Below are 12,631 nucleotides of genomic sequence, written 5' to 3'. Positions count from 1 at the left end.
GGCGCGGGCCGCCCGCCGGGTGACGGGAGCGGGGGTTTCAGCCGTTGCCCGTGCCGTTGCCGGAGAGGGCCGGGATGTCGCTGACGAGGTGCGAGAGGGGCTCGTCGCCCTTGGCCTGGGTGGAGTTCTCCGTGCACTGCTGGTTCTGCGGCGCGGAGAGAACGGGGATGTCCTGCACGGCGACCGGCACGAGGATGCCGACGAGGGAGCCCACGTTGGCCTTGACGGGGATGCCGGCGCAGAGCTTGTTCAACGAACCCTGGACCGCGGAGAGCTGCGGGCTCTGCCGGCCGTCGGTGCTGCTGTTGCCGTAGGCCTGTCCGGCGTTGTTGCCGCTGGAGCTGGTGGTGCTGTCGTCGTCGGCGGCTGCGGCCGCATTCCCGGCGGTGCCGGCCAGGGTGAGGGCGGCGAGACTGAGGGCCAGCGGGAAGGCAGGGATACGCATGTCACTCCAGGTACGGAAAGCGTTGGTCGGGTGACCTGAATCAGTACCTCGTCCGAGCCCCCGAGCCGGGCATATTCGCCCATTGGCAGGGTGTCGGAGGCGCGGTGCTGACGGCCGCCGACTGCTCGGCGCAGCTGGAGGACCCGCCGTCGCCCGCCGACGCCGACCGCTGGGCGAGCTCACAGAGCGCCCCGCCGCGCCCGCCCGGCCGTGTTTTACGGAGGCTGTGGCACCGCAGCTGCCCCGGCCGGCCAGGAGGAGACGGCCGGGGGCATGCGTGTGACGTCGTGTCAGGCCCCCAGGACCACACGGGCCCGCGGGTCGGCGCCCTCCGCACATGCGGCTTCTTCCATCGCCCGCAGGAGCAGCCGGAACGTGTCCCGGTCGACGGTCTGCATGACGTGCCGGAGCTCTACGGAGCCCGAGCCCAGAAGCGAGCAGGCGAACTCGAGGACGGCAAGGTCTCCTGCGGAGGCGCGGCGCGACCAGCCCAGGGAGAGCCTGAGCTTTCTGACCGCGGTCCAGTCGACGGCGGGGCAGGCGCCGGTGCGGTCGATCAGAGGCCGTCCGGCGGCGGCCGCCAGGTCCGGGTCGCCGCTGAAGCGTCGCAGCCACACGCCGTCGTGGTGTGCCCCGAGGAGGCGGGTCGCGGCCTGCTTGCGCTCGTCGCGTACGTCCTTCAGCAGGCTCTGGGCCAGCTGCTCACCCGTCGTCGCCTCGGTCATGACCGTCATCGGTTTCTCCGTTTCCCCAGGGGCGGAAGGGCGCCCGTCTGCCGCGTTGCCGCACATGCCGGATGATCGCCCGGCCATGGTCTGCCGCCCCGCGGGACGGTCGGTCTCCGCGGCGCTCACATCCTTCGGCGCGCCCTCTTGTCTCCAGCGGGACGCCCGGCAAACATGCCGGGCCGAAGCCGGCCGCACCCCCCGCCGGATGGCCCCCTGGCCGCACCCCTTCCTACGGGCGGACCCGCGCGGTCAGCGGCGGCGCCCCCGCGCCTTGGGTGGTCCCACAGCGCCCGCGCGGCGGGCCCGGTGCGGCAGGCGGACAAGTTGCCGGTCACTCATGATCAGCCTAATTTTGCGGCGACCCGGCTTTTTCTCAGGCACGAGGAGAAAAGCTTCATGGTGAAAGGCCTTCCGCACCGCACGCCCCGGCGCCCCCGGGGACCGGACCCGGATCAAGAGCGCTCGTCGCGTTCGGCGGCGACCGACCGCATGGCGCGCACGCTGCTGCGCCGCCGGAAGAAGGCGCTCAGTGCCGAGGACGTGATGGTCTCGGACCGTCCCAAGGTCCGACGTGCGGTGACGGCCGCCGCGCTGGGCAACACCATGGAGTGGTTCGACTTCGGCGTCTACGCCTATCTGGCGGGCACGATCGGAAAGGTCTTCTTCCCTTCCAGCTCGCCCGGCGCGCAGGTCGTCGCCACGTTCGCCACATTCGCGGCGGCCTTCTTGGTGCGGCCGCTGGGCGGTCTGGTGTTCGGGCCGCTGGGTGACCGCATCGGCCGGCAGAAGGTGCTGGCCGCCACCATGATCATGATGGCGGCGAGTACGTTCGCGGTCGGCCTGCTGCCGACGTATGCCTCGATCGGTTTTGCCGCTCCGCTGCTGTTGCTGGTGTGCCGACTCGTCCAGGGCTTCTCCACGGGCGGCGAGTACGCCGGCGCCACCACCTACATCGCCGAGTACGCCCCGGACCGGCGGCGCGGGTTCCTGGGCAGCTGGCTCGACTTCGGGACCTTCGTGGGCTACTCCCTGGGGTCGGGCCTTGTGACGGTGCTGACCCTGACCCTGGGGTCGGACGGCCTGGAGAGCTGGGGCTGGCGCATTCCCTTCTTCATCGCCGGCCCGCTCGGCCTGATCGGCCTGTACATGCGGCTGAAGCTGGAGGAGACACCGGCCTTCCAGCAGGAGACCGCCTCCGCGCAGGCACAGGCGCAATCCGAGAAGGAGGGCGGAGACGGGGAGGAAGAGGACCCTGTCGAGCAGGCCCGCCAGTCCGGCCACGGCCGCCTGAAGGAGATCTTCTCCCGTCACTGGCAGGCCCTGCTGATCTGTATGGGCCTGGTGCTGCTCTACAACGTCACGAACTACATGGTGACGTCGTACCTGCCCACATTCATGACGGCGACCCTGGGCGAGAGCGAGACGACGGCGCAGCTGCTGGTTCTCGGAACCATGCTGCTGGTGGCCCTGGCCATCACGGTGGTGGGCCGCAGTTCCGACCGGTGGGGCAGGCGCCCGATGTTCATGGGCGGCAGTATCGCGATGATCATCCTCGCGATCCCGGCCTTCCTGCTGATCCGGAACGGCGGCATCCTGCTGCCCGCGTTCGGCTGCGTGATTCTGGGGCTGCTGCTGGTCTGCTTCGCGGGCACGGCAGCCGCGACGCTGCCGGCGCTGTTCCCCACCCGCCTGCGCTACGGGGCACTGTCGATCGCCTACAACGTCTCCGTCTCCCTATTCGGCGGCACCACGCCGCTGCTGGCCTCCTTCCTGGTGGAGAAGACCGGCAACACCCTGGTACCGGCGTTCTACCTGATGGTGGCCGGCGTGATCGGCCTCGTGGCGACGTTCTTCCTGCACGAGACAGCAGGCAAGCCGCTGCGCGGCTCCGGCCCGATGGTCGAGACACCCGACCAGGCCCGTGAGGTGGTGGCGCGCAGCCGGACGGAGGCGGGGCGTCACGCGAGGGACGTGTGGCTGCGGTTGTGGCATCCGCGCGGGGGCCGCAACCAGTCCACGAGGAAGCGCAAGGGCGACGACTGAGCCTGGGTCTCGACCTTCGCAGTCCGCACTCGTACGTAGTCCGCACTCGCGGCGGCCGTGCATTCCGGCCGGTCGCCTGTCCGTCAGCGACCGGGCTCCGGCGCGGGAACACCGGCGCCGGGGCCGGTCGGCACGCCTGCGCCCGCTGCGGCGGCGAGGCTCTGCCGCAGGAGGGTGAGGCGCGCGATCTCCGTGTCCAGGGTTGCCAGGCGATCGGCCACGACACCGCTGAACTCGCCCGGGCGACTGCCGCAAGACCGCGCCGGAGCCCCGACGAGGAGATCCAGGCGGTGGGCGCGACGGCGGAGGTCCTCCAAGGTGAGGCCCAGAGCCAGCAGGTTGCGGATCACGCGGACGCGGGCCACGTCGGCCGGACCGTACTCGCGCTGGCCGGACGAGGTACGCGGCGGAGGCTGCAGCAGGCCGCGGGCCTCGTACAGACGCAGCGCGCGTGGTGTGGTGCCGGCCGCCGCCGCTGCCTCACCGATCCGCATGCCCGCCCCCTGTGTCCTACAGCTCCACGATGGCCGCACCGAAGGCGCGGCCGGCGATCAGTTGGGGCAACGCCTGCGGGGCGCGCTCCATTCCGCGGAGCGCGGTGTAGGGGAACTGGATGTCGCCCGACCGCAGCCACTCCCCGAAGCGCGCCTCCCACTCCTGCTCGATGTCCGGGTGATCCAGGCCGGTGTAGCCGGCGATCCTGATGCCCCGGGTCAGCAACCGGTACGTGTCGAGTACGGCCGGTGCGCTGCCGCCCGCTCGGTCCGCGGAGAGCTGCCCGTCCAGAGCGCCCACCAGGGCGAACCGGGCGCCTCGGTTCGCGGCATGAACGGCGGCCGTCAACTGTTCGCCGCCCACGGTGTCCAGTACGACGTCGATGCCCTCCGGTGCCGCCTCGGCGAGCTGCGCGCCGATGGGGGCCGCGTCACGCAACACGGTGGCGTCGTAGCCCAGTTCACGCTCCAGTCGCCGGGCCTTGTCCGGTGAGCCGGTGCTGCCGATCACCCGGCCCGCCCCAAGGAGCCGGGCGATCTGGCCCGCCAGGGTGCCCACGGCGCCGGCGGCGCCGGTCACGAACACGGTGTCGCCCTTCCTTACCCCGGCCAGCCGGGTCAGCGCACCGTAGGCCGCGGAGCCCTGGGCGAGGTGAGCGACGGGGTCGGGCAGCAAGCCTTCCAGCGGCCTGCACTCCTCGACTGCGGGCGTCGCGTACTCCCGCCAGCCCTGAAGATGCAGCACCAACCGCCCTTTCTCCAGCGGCCCGTCGACCACCTCGCCGATCGCGGGCCCGAACAAGGTGTCACCGGGGTGCAGCGGCGGCAGCGGCACATCGCGGGTTTCGCCTCCTATGAGGGTGCGCAGGCCAGGGAAGACGAGGAAATGGGTGTTGCGGACGAGGACTTGGCCCGCTGCGGGCCCGGGAACGGGGGCTTCTGCCAGGGCGAAGTCGTCCGGGGCCGGCAATCCGGCGGGGCGACGGATCAGGCGTACGAGACGCTGAGTCGGATGCATGGCTGGACGTTAAGCCTTGACCCGTGGGTCAGGGGCAAGGGATTCACCCGGGCTCATCGTTCGCGGCCGGGGGCTCCTGGCTGTGGGGCGAACGGGGCTCGCCCTCCAGCGTCACCTCGAAGGCGTTGAGGAAGTTGCAGATGAGTTGGTAGAAACCCACGGTCATGACGAGATCCGCGAGCTGGTTGACCGTCAGGAACCCCAGCAGTTCGGCCCGTGTGGTCTCATCCAGGGTGTGCCGCTCGAGGAGCTGGTCCGTGGCGGCCAGGACGGAGGCTTCGGGGCCGGAGAGCTTGTCGGCGGAGCCGGTTTCGGCGGCCGCGAGTACTTCCGGGCCCAGTCCCACCAGTTGCGAGATCCTCTCGTGGTGGTGGACCTCGTAGGCCGCTTCGTAGGCGTAGCCGACCCGCACGATGGCGAGTTCGCGCAGGGTGTCCGGCAATGAGTTGTGCTGCAGGATCGAGTCTCCGAGCCCCAGCAGGCCCGGCGCCAGGTTCGGCGAGTGCATCACCATCCAGAAGATGTTGAGCGAGCCGTGCGCGACGATGGCCTCCCGCAGATCCGCGGGTACGGCGGAGGGGTCCGGATACTCCATGTCGGCTCCGTTCGAGAAGGGTCTGCGGGCTGCGCGGGAGGGGACTGCGTACGGCATGCGGGCGTTGTGCGCGGGCCGGGGCTCGGCCGCCGGGTTGTCCGGCCGGGCTCTTGCGCGCTTGAGCCTAGGGGAGCAAGCAGCGCGTGGCCTCCTTGCCGGGAGACGGATTCCGGGGCCGTTCTTGCTCACACGGAGAACTGGCGCTGCCGCGTGGACCTGTGCATCGGCTGCGCGGTGCCGGTGGCAGCAGGGCAGCGTCAGTCCTTGCCGGCTTCCCGCGCCACGCGCTCCAGTCGGCTCCGGTGGTCCTGCCACCACGCCTGGTCGCCCGGCGGCAGGCTGTCGTTGTTCTGCAGGTATCCGACGGAGCCGTCGATGAACTCCCGCACGATGTCGGCGTGCCCGGCATGCCGCTGAGTATCGGTGATCACGCGCACCAGAATGTGGTGCAGTGTCACTTCACTGCGCTCCTCGGGCCACCACGGGACGTGGCCGGTCGCATCGAGCGGCAGCATCGCGATTGTGCTGTCGGAGTGCTCCCACGCCTGGTGGTACAGCCGCACGATGTCTTCTCGCGACTCGTCCGCGGCCGCCCACATGTCCGAGTTGAGTTCTGGGTCCCGCGTGTACCACCAGGACGGCGGCGCCTCGTCGAAGAACGGCCGCCCGAACGTGTCGCCGAAGTATCCCAGTTCCACGCCGGCGACATGCTTGACCAGCCCCAGCAGGTTCGTCCCCGTGGGAGTCAGCGGGCGGCGGATGTCGTACTCCGAGAGCCCGTCGAGTTTCCACAGCAGGGTGTCGCGTCCGTCTTGCAGGTATCGGAGAAGGTCCGCTTTCGGACTCGGTTGGGTCATGCGGAGCAGTGTTGCAGTCGGCACTGACAGCCGGGATGCGCTGGACGCCTCGGCTCGCACCAGTCTGACGTACCGTCAAAAGCCCCTGGTCTTCGCCTTCGTGCAGAGCAGCAAACCGGTCGCACCCGGGGCACCGGTCTGGCTAGCCTTCCGGCTGGAGCGAGAAGAGAGGAGCCGGACCGTGCGGCGGAAGTCCCCGCAGGAGAAGAAGCGGCTGAGCTACCGGAAGGACCGGCGCAACGCCTACGGCGAGAACGACAAGAGCTCCCGCAAGAGCATCCGCCGGAACAAGCGGGCGTCCAACAGCGCGAACCGGCGGCTCGAACATCTCGCTCTCACGCAGGGAGGCCGCTCCCGCGACACGGCCGACGCCGATGCCGGTGCCGACGCGATCGAGCAGAGGCTGGCCCGACGGCGGCCGAAGTCCTGGAAGAAGTTCCCCGACGCGCCGCTGGGGCAGGTCGTCGCCAAGGCCCTGGAACGGCGGGCCCGCATCCCCTCACAACGGCCGGAGCCCCGGACACATGGTGTGCCGGGGCTCACAGCGGATGGAACGGGGTCGGTCTAGTACGGGCCGTTCACGTTGTCGATCGAGCCGTACCGGTCGGCCGCGTAGTTGCACGCAGCGGTGATGTTGGCGACGGGGTCGAAGCTGTCGGTCGACGTGCCGGGCACGTGGTAGGCCTCGAAGGTGGGGTCGATGACCTGCAGGAGTCCCTTGGACGGCGTTCCGGCCACAGCGTTGGAGTCCCAGTTGTTGGTGACCTGGGGGTTGCCGGAGGACTCGCGCATGATGTTGCGGTGGATGCCTTCGTAGGTGCCGGGGATGCCGTGCTGGGCCAGGACGTCGAGCGACTCCTTGATCCAGCCGTCCAGGTTGTTGGTGTAGGTCTTGGCGGCGGCGGGCTTGGCGGAGAGCGTGTCCGACCGCTCGGAGCGGTCCGCCCGCTGGGCCGGGGCCTTCTCGTCGAGGGTGAGCTTGACTCCGGGCTGGATCAGCTTCGGGTCGTTGCCGAGGGCGCTGCGGTTGTCCTCGTACAGCTTCTTCCAGCTGCCGTTCACGGTGTGCTCCCGAGCGATCTTGGCGAGGGAGTCACCTGCGGCGACGACGTAGGTCTTGGGGGCTGCGGCGGGCTTGACGGCTGCGGCGGCCGGCGCCGCGCTCGCGGTGGTCGCGCCCAGCACCGGGAGGACGAGCACGGCCCCGCCCGCGCCTGCGGCGGCGATGTTGCGGTTGAGCGAGCTGGACTTGGGGCGGCGGTGCTTACCCTTTGCAGGCATGACGAATTCCTCTCCGTCGCCTGCGAGGTGAGCTGTCGGGTTCGGACGGGAGATGTCCGGTCGCACTGCGAATGCGACTTCACCCCGAGCCGTTCCGGAATCCGGATCGGCGGCTTACCTGGGTCCCCCGCTCCTGCCGTGCGTGAGTGTGTGGGTGGGAAGGGTTTCCGGACAGCGGCAGGATTCGGCGTTCCATCCGGATTGACTTTGACATTAAGCGAGAAAGCCGGGAGGGAACAAGACACGAATTCGCATAGGCAATGTCCGAGATCATTCCTCGGCGATAAGGATCTTTCGCTCTCATTGATCAAAAAGGCCAACTTTCGCCGCGCGCAACGGAAGTATGCGCAACGGCTTCCCTGGGGCCGCGGTCGGCGGCGTGACCCAATTCACTGAATCGAGCACGCGCAGGGTCGCCTTAATTGGGCCGAACATTCGGTAAGGCGGACGTCGGTAAGCGTATGCCTTTAATGGCATGAAAAGTTGTTTCGCAGTGCAAAAGTGGACATAAAGGTAGTTCGCTTTACGTATCAAAGCGGGCATATCGGCGTACTGTCGATGTCGCCCCGCCGCGCCTTCTCTTCTCGGCGGCATGGGCCGACAGGAGGCTGGCGATGGCGATGGCGATGGCGGTGAGAGGCGACGGGCATGCGGTGGGGGCTGTTTGGGATGCCCTGCCTTGAGTCCGCAGCGCTACCGCAGTGCGCGCGCTATCAGCAGAATCGGACCGCATCCTGGATGTGACGGCATATCAACATTCAATTCACGTCTGTGCATCAGCAATTCTTGCCCCCTGGCAGCTGATTCCCGTAACTCCCTTCCCGGGGACGGAAATTCGCGCGTCGACGTAACGAGATCCCGCCCGACGCCCCGTAAGGCGTTCGGTCGCGCCGCCGCAGGAGCGGCCGGGGGCCTCCTCCGCGCACCGCCGAAAATCGTGAAACACCCGCCAGTATCCGCAGTTACGGCAGAGCGGCGCTGTACGGTGGCCCCCGGTTTCAATGCGGGCGGAAGGCTCAGGCGTGGACTACCAGGACGCGGAACACCGGCCGTATCTGCCCATCGCCGAGCACGGCCTGATCGGGGATCTGCGTGGCGCCGCCCTGGTGGGGACCGACGGGCGCATCGACTGGTTCTGTGCGCCGCGGTTCGATTCCCCCAGCATTTTCGGGGCGCTCCTGGACGCGGAGCGGGGCGGGGTCTGGGAACTGTCGCCGCTGTGCGCGACAGCCTCCCGCCAGCAGTTCTACGTGCCCGACAGCGCCATCCTCATCACGCGCTTCCTCACCGAGGAGGGCATGGTGGAGGTGCAGGACTTCATGCCCATCCTGCGCCCCCACGACGAGCAGCACCACCAGCGGCTCGTGCGGCGCGTGGTGGCCGTGCGCGGCCGCATGCGCATGCGCGCCCGGATCGCTCCGAGCCTGGATTACGGGCGCGCCCGCCACCGCACCGTGACCGGGCAGGGCGAGGTCCGCTTCATCTCCGAGGACCTGACTCTCGTGCTGCGCAGCGATGTCCCCCTGTCCGCTCAGGAGGATGAGGCCCACGGCGAGTTCGAGCTCGACGAGGGCAGCCAGGCCTTGTTCGTCCTGGACGTCGGCGAGAGCGCGGGGCAGGAGAGGTCTGCCGGTCCGCTGGATCCGGGGGAGGCCGACGAACTGTTCGACGGTACGGTCGGTTTCTGGCGCGGCTGGCTGAAGCGGTCGACCTATCAGGGGCGATGGCGTGAGATGGTGCACCGCTCCGCCCTGACCCTCAAGCTCCTGACCCACGAGCCCACGGGCGCGATCATCGCGGCGCCCACCCTGGGGCTGCCGGAGCGCATCGGCGGCGAACGCAACTGGGACTACCGCTACGTGTGGATCCGCGACGCCGCCTTCTCGCTCTACGCACTGCAGCGCCTGGGCTTCACCGACGAGGCCGAGGCGTTCGTCGGGTGGCTGACGCGGTGTCTGGCCCGGACCGGCACGGACGAGGAGCCGGGTCCGCTGCGCGCGATGTACACCATCGACGGTGACGCGGAGCTGCCGGAGCGCGAACTCACCCACCTCGAGGGGTACTGCGGCTCCGCGCCGGTGCGTGTGGGTAATGCCGCCGCCCGTCAGCTGCAGCTCGATGTCTACGGCGAACTGGTCGACTCCATCTACCTGTTCAACAAGTACGGGACGGGCATCTCCCACACGGCGTGGGAGGACCTGACGGAGATCATCGAATGGCTCCTGGAGAACTGGGACAGCAAGGACGAGTCGATCTGGGAGACCCGCGCCGGCCGCCAGCGGCACACCTACTCGCGGCTCATGTCCTGGGTGGCGGTCGAGCGCATGGTGCGCATGGCACGCCAGCGCGGCCTTCCCGCCGACCTTGCCCGGTGGATCGACGCCCGGGACGCCATGTACCGCCAGATCATGGAAGAGGGATGGAACGAGGAACGCGGCAGCTTTGTGCAGCGCCTCAGCGACAAGGACGGGCCGTCCTGCGACGTCCTCGACGCGTCACTGCTGATCATGCCCATGGTCAAGTTCGTCGCACCGCGTGATCCGCTTTTCCTCTCCACCATGGATGCCATCCAGGAGTCCCTGGTCGTGGACTCGCTGGTGTTCCGCTACGACCCGGCCGAGGCTCCCGACGGACTGGACGGCACCGAGGGGACGTTCTCGATCTGTTCCTTCTGGTGGGTGGAGGCGCTGACCCGCAGCGGCCGGATCGAGGAGGCGCGGCTGGCGCTGGAGAAGACGTTCACCTTCGCCAACCACGTCGGCCTTTACGCAGAGCAGATCGGCACCACCGGCGAGCAACTGGGCAACTTCCCTCAAGCCTTTACCCATCTGGCGCTGATCAGCGCGGCAGTCAACCTGGACCGCTCCGTGGACTCCGCCGGGGCATGAACGTGTGCGACCGCCACACCTGAAGCCACCTCACGTGTGAACTTCGACCGTTTGGTCGACACTTGATCGTCCATGTTTCCTCCTCCTTGTTTGAGGGCCCGCTCGTCGCCTTCAGGCACGAGCGGGCCCCACCCCCCCACAGAGGTATGGATGGAGACCGGCTCAACATGCCGTCGCGGCAAGGGAGTTAGGGAGGGGGGCTCCGGTCGCCCTCAGGCCCGGGCTGGGCTCCCGGCGCACTACCCGGCGCGTAGGGCCTGCCCTGGCCGCTTTCCCGCGGGCGTGTCCGATGCCCCCGCCTCAGCGACCTCCGCGGCCAGTACCAAGATCACGGCGCATCACGGGACCGGCGGGACCGCGCCGCGCCCTTGGCGTGTGTGGCGAGGCGCCACGTCGCCACAGGACACGTCGCCACAGGGCATGCCGCCGCGGGACACGCGCGCAGGACAGGTCGCCGCAGGCCAGGGGGCTCCCGCTACCGGTGCGGGCCCCGGTTAGACTCGTCCGCATGGTCATATCGTCCCGTGGCGACGCGAGCCCCGGGATGTGGCGGCAAGAGGCGGGCGCTGTGGTGCGCCGGGTCGCGCCGTTCCCGGAGCAGGCGATAGCCCCCTTCGCCATCTTCGCCGGGCTGCAGATTCCCCGTGTTCCCACGGAGTGGGCGCCGCACTCGCACCCCCGCCATGAATTGGTCTGGGTCCGCGGCGGAACGCTGACCTCCCGGGTGGCGGACCGCGTCTTCACCGTGTCCGAGGGGTACGGGCTGTGGATGCCCGCCGGAGTGGTGCACGGGGGCCGGGCGACGGCGGGCGCGCAGTTCCACGAGGCCTTCTTCGCACCCGATCGCACGCCGTTCGCGTTCGAGGAGCCGGTCGCGGTCGCGATGACGCCGTTGCTGGAGTCGCTGCTCACTCACCTGTCCGACATGGAACTCGACGCGGCGGCCAGGGCGCGGGCGGAGTCAGTCGTGTTCGACGTGCTCCAGCCATCACAACGCCAGTTCGCGTTGCAGCTGCCCGGCGACTCCCGGATCGACGCGATCGCCGAAGCCCTGCTGGAGGATCCCGGCGACTCCCGCTCGCTGGAGGAATGGGCGCGGTTGCTCGAGGTCAGCGACCGCACGATCACCCGCGCGTTCCGCCAGGCGACGGGCCTGTCCTTCGCGCAGTGGCGGCAGGCGCTGCGCGTGCACCGGGCGCTGACGTTCCTCTCCGAGGGGCTCGACGTGACGACCATCTCCGAGGAGCTCGGCTACGCACAGCCCAGCACCTTCATCGCCGCTTTCCGGCGGATCACGGGAACCACGCCGGGCGCGTTCTTCGAGGCCGGCGGCGCCCCCGAGGGTGTCCGGAATCCCGTATCGGGTGTCCAGAACTCCTGATTGTCGACATCGCGGGCGATATATAAGCTCCTCGGAGTTAGGTAACCCTTAGTTCTTGCTCGCCGCGAACGGTGCTTTCCGTGCGCGGAGAGTCCGCTGCCCGGCCGGCCAGGCCGGACGGAGGGTGCCGCACCCCTCGCCCCTCCGATCACCCGGACCCACTGATGTTCACAAGCCCCTCCCGGCACGACGGTCGCCCTCCGGCCGACGCCCCGCCGGTGGCCGCCCTCAACGGGCACGATCTGCTGCTGCGGTACGGCGGCGCACCGGTCGTCCACGGCGTCTCGCTGACGCTGGAACCCGGCCGCGCGACCGCCCTGGTGGGACCGAACGGCAGCGGGAAATCCACCCTGTTGCGCGCGCTGTCCCGGCTGCACCAGGTGGACGGCGGCCGGGTGACGCTCGGTTCCTCCGTCAAGGGGACCGAGCGCGACGCGGCTCTGCTCAGCGCCCGTCAGTTCGCCCGCGAGGTCACGCTGTTCTCCCAGTCCAGGCCCGCGCCCGGCGGCCTGACGGTCAAGGAAGTCGTGGCATTCGGACGCCACCCCTACCGGCGGGGCTTCGCCGGGCTGACCGCCGAGGACCAGAAGGCCATCGAGCACGCCATGGGCGTCACCGGCGTGCGGGACATGGCCGACCGGCAGGTCGGGGAACTCTCCGGCGGAGAACTGCAGCGTGTCTGGCTCGCGGCCTGCCTGGCCCAGGACACCGGCGTCGTACTCCTCGACGAACCGACCAACCACCTGGACCTGCGCTACCAGATCGAGACGCTCGACCTGGTGCGCGATCTGGTCGTCGAGCACGGCATCGCGGTCGGGATCGTGCTGCACGACCTCGACCAGGCATCCCGCGTCGCCGACACGCTGGTCCTGATGCGCTCCGGCCGCGTGCACGCGGCCGG

The 12,631-nt window shown here is 69.5% G+C and carries 12 protein-coding genes and 1 riboswitch; of the genes, 5 read left to right on the top strand and 7 right to left on the bottom strand.

Translation table 11 applies throughout. From position 1 onward, the window contains the following. Positions 1–37: 37 nt before the first annotated feature. Both ACWFR3_RS45305 and ACWFR3_RS45300 read right to left on the bottom strand, forming a co-directional pair. Entirely contained in the window at positions 38–445 is a 408-nt protein-coding gene (locus ACWFR3_RS45305) for a rodlin (protein WP_453740570.1), read from the bottom strand. Positions 446–735: 290 nt separating this feature from the next. Beyond that, positions 736–1,179, bottom strand: coding sequence for a hypothetical protein (locus ACWFR3_RS45300; RefSeq protein WP_453740569.1), 444 nt, complete (start codon positions 1,177–1,179; stop codon positions 736–738). A gap of 483 nt (positions 1,180–1,662) precedes the next feature. Here ACWFR3_RS45300 and proP point away from each other — a divergent pair, with 483 nt between their 5' ends. Further along, a complete protein-coding gene (gene proP, locus ACWFR3_RS45295) occupies positions 1,663–3,216 on the top strand; it encodes a glycine betaine/L-proline transporter ProP (protein WP_453740571.1) in 1,554 nt (517 codons plus the stop codon). A gap of 83 nt (positions 3,217–3,299) precedes the next feature. Here proP and ACWFR3_RS45290 read toward each other — a convergent pair whose 3' ends face one another. From ACWFR3_RS45290 to ACWFR3_RS45275, 4 genes are all read right to left on the bottom strand, one after another. After that, positions 3,300–3,710 (bottom strand): MerR family transcriptional regulator, encoded by a 411-nt coding sequence (locus ACWFR3_RS45290; RefSeq protein ID WP_453740568.1) that lies wholly within the window; start codon positions 3,708–3,710, stop codon positions 3,300–3,302. Between the two features lie 16 nt (positions 3,711–3,726). After that, entirely contained in the window at positions 3,727–4,728 is a 1,002-nt protein-coding gene (locus ACWFR3_RS45285) for an MDR family NADP-dependent oxidoreductase (RefSeq protein ID WP_453740567.1), read from the bottom strand. Between the two features lie 43 nt (positions 4,729–4,771). Continuing rightward, a complete protein-coding gene (locus ACWFR3_RS45280; protein WP_453740566.1) occupies positions 4,772–5,323 on the bottom strand; it encodes a carboxymuconolactone decarboxylase family protein in 552 nt (183 codons plus the stop codon). A 257-nt stretch (positions 5,324–5,580) separates the two neighbouring features. Continuing rightward, positions 5,581–6,180, bottom strand: a complete 600-nt coding sequence (locus tag ACWFR3_RS45275; RefSeq protein ID WP_453740565.1) for a DinB family protein — start codon at positions 6,178–6,180, stop codon at positions 5,581–5,583. Between the two features lie 181 nt (positions 6,181–6,361). Between ACWFR3_RS45275 and ACWFR3_RS45270 the strand changes: the two genes are divergently transcribed. Further along, positions 6,362–6,748: a hypothetical protein gene (locus ACWFR3_RS45270; protein ID WP_453740564.1), complete on the top strand. Its 387-nt coding sequence runs from the start codon at positions 6,362–6,364 to the stop codon at positions 6,746–6,748. On the opposite strand, the gene ACWFR3_RS45265 is transcribed toward ACWFR3_RS45270, so the two are convergent. Next, on the bottom strand, positions 6,745–7,461 hold the full coding sequence (locus tag ACWFR3_RS45265) for a LysM peptidoglycan-binding domain-containing protein (RefSeq protein WP_453740563.1): 717 nt from the start codon (positions 7,459–7,461) through the stop codon (positions 6,745–6,747). The two genes, ACWFR3_RS45270 and ACWFR3_RS45265, sit on opposite strands and share 4 nt — an antisense overlap. Positions 7,462–7,463: 2 nt before the next feature. After that, positions 7,464–7,628: riboswitch (cyclic di-AMP (ydaO/yuaA leader) on the bottom strand. 834 nt (positions 7,629–8,462) lie between these two features. Between ACWFR3_RS45265 and ACWFR3_RS45260 the strand changes: the two genes are divergently transcribed. The 3 genes from ACWFR3_RS45260 to ACWFR3_RS45250 all read left to right on the top strand — a co-directional run. Further along, positions 8,463–10,349, top strand: coding sequence for a glycoside hydrolase family 15 protein (locus ACWFR3_RS45260; RefSeq protein ID WP_453740562.1), 1,887 nt, complete (start codon positions 8,463–8,465; stop codon positions 10,347–10,349). Positions 10,350–10,857: 508 nt separating this feature from the next. Continuing rightward, entirely contained in the window at positions 10,858–11,730 is an 873-nt protein-coding gene (locus tag ACWFR3_RS45255) for a helix-turn-helix domain-containing protein (protein WP_453740561.1), read from the top strand. 164 nt (positions 11,731–11,894) lie between these two features. Next, a partial coding sequence (locus tag ACWFR3_RS45250) for an ABC transporter ATP-binding protein (protein WP_453740560.1) occupies positions 11,895–12,631 on the top strand: 737 nt, incomplete at its 3' end.

The organism is Streptomyces sp. NPDC055189, from assembly GCF_053606765.1.
This window is presented reverse-complemented; position numbering and strand designations above follow the sequence as displayed.

What these genes read in the sequence shown, in the direction of transcription:
- ACWFR3_RS45280 (WP_453740566.1), bottom strand. Translation starts at nt 5,323, where the DNA reads ATGGAGTATCCGGACCCCTCCGCCGTACCCGCGGATCTGCGGGAGGCC.
- ACWFR3_RS45305 (WP_453740570.1), bottom strand. Translation starts at nt 445, where the DNA reads ATGCGTATCCCTGCCTTCCCGCTGGCCCTCAGTCTCGCCGCCCTCACC.
- ACWFR3_RS45290 (WP_453740568.1), bottom strand. Translation starts at nt 3,710, where the DNA reads ATGCGGATCGGTGAGGCAGCGGCGGCGGCCGGCACCACACCACGCGCG.
- ACWFR3_RS45285 (WP_453740567.1), bottom strand. Translation starts at nt 4,728, where the DNA reads ATGCATCCGACTCAGCGTCTCGTACGCCTGATCCGTCGCCCCGCCGGA.
- ACWFR3_RS45265 (WP_453740563.1), bottom strand. Translation starts at nt 7,461, where the DNA reads ATGCCTGCAAAGGGTAAGCACCGCCGCCCCAAGTCCAGCTCGCTCAAC.
- ACWFR3_RS45300 (WP_453740569.1), bottom strand. Translation starts at nt 1,179, where the DNA reads ATGACGGTCATGACCGAGGCGACGACGGGTGAGCAGCTGGCCCAGAGC.
- ACWFR3_RS45275 (WP_453740565.1), bottom strand. Translation starts at nt 6,180, where the DNA reads ATGACCCAACCGAGTCCGAAAGCGGACCTTCTCCGATACCTGCAAGAC.
- ACWFR3_RS45260 (WP_453740562.1), top strand. Translation starts at nt 8,463, where the DNA reads ATGCGGGCGGAAGGCTCAGGCGTGGACTACCAGGACGCGGAACACCGG.
- proP (WP_453740571.1), top strand. Translation starts at nt 1,663, where the DNA reads ATGGCGCGCACGCTGCTGCGCCGCCGGAAGAAGGCGCTCAGTGCCGAG.
- ACWFR3_RS45255 (WP_453740561.1), top strand. Translation starts at nt 10,858, where the DNA reads ATGGTCATATCGTCCCGTGGCGACGCGAGCCCCGGGATGTGGCGGCAA.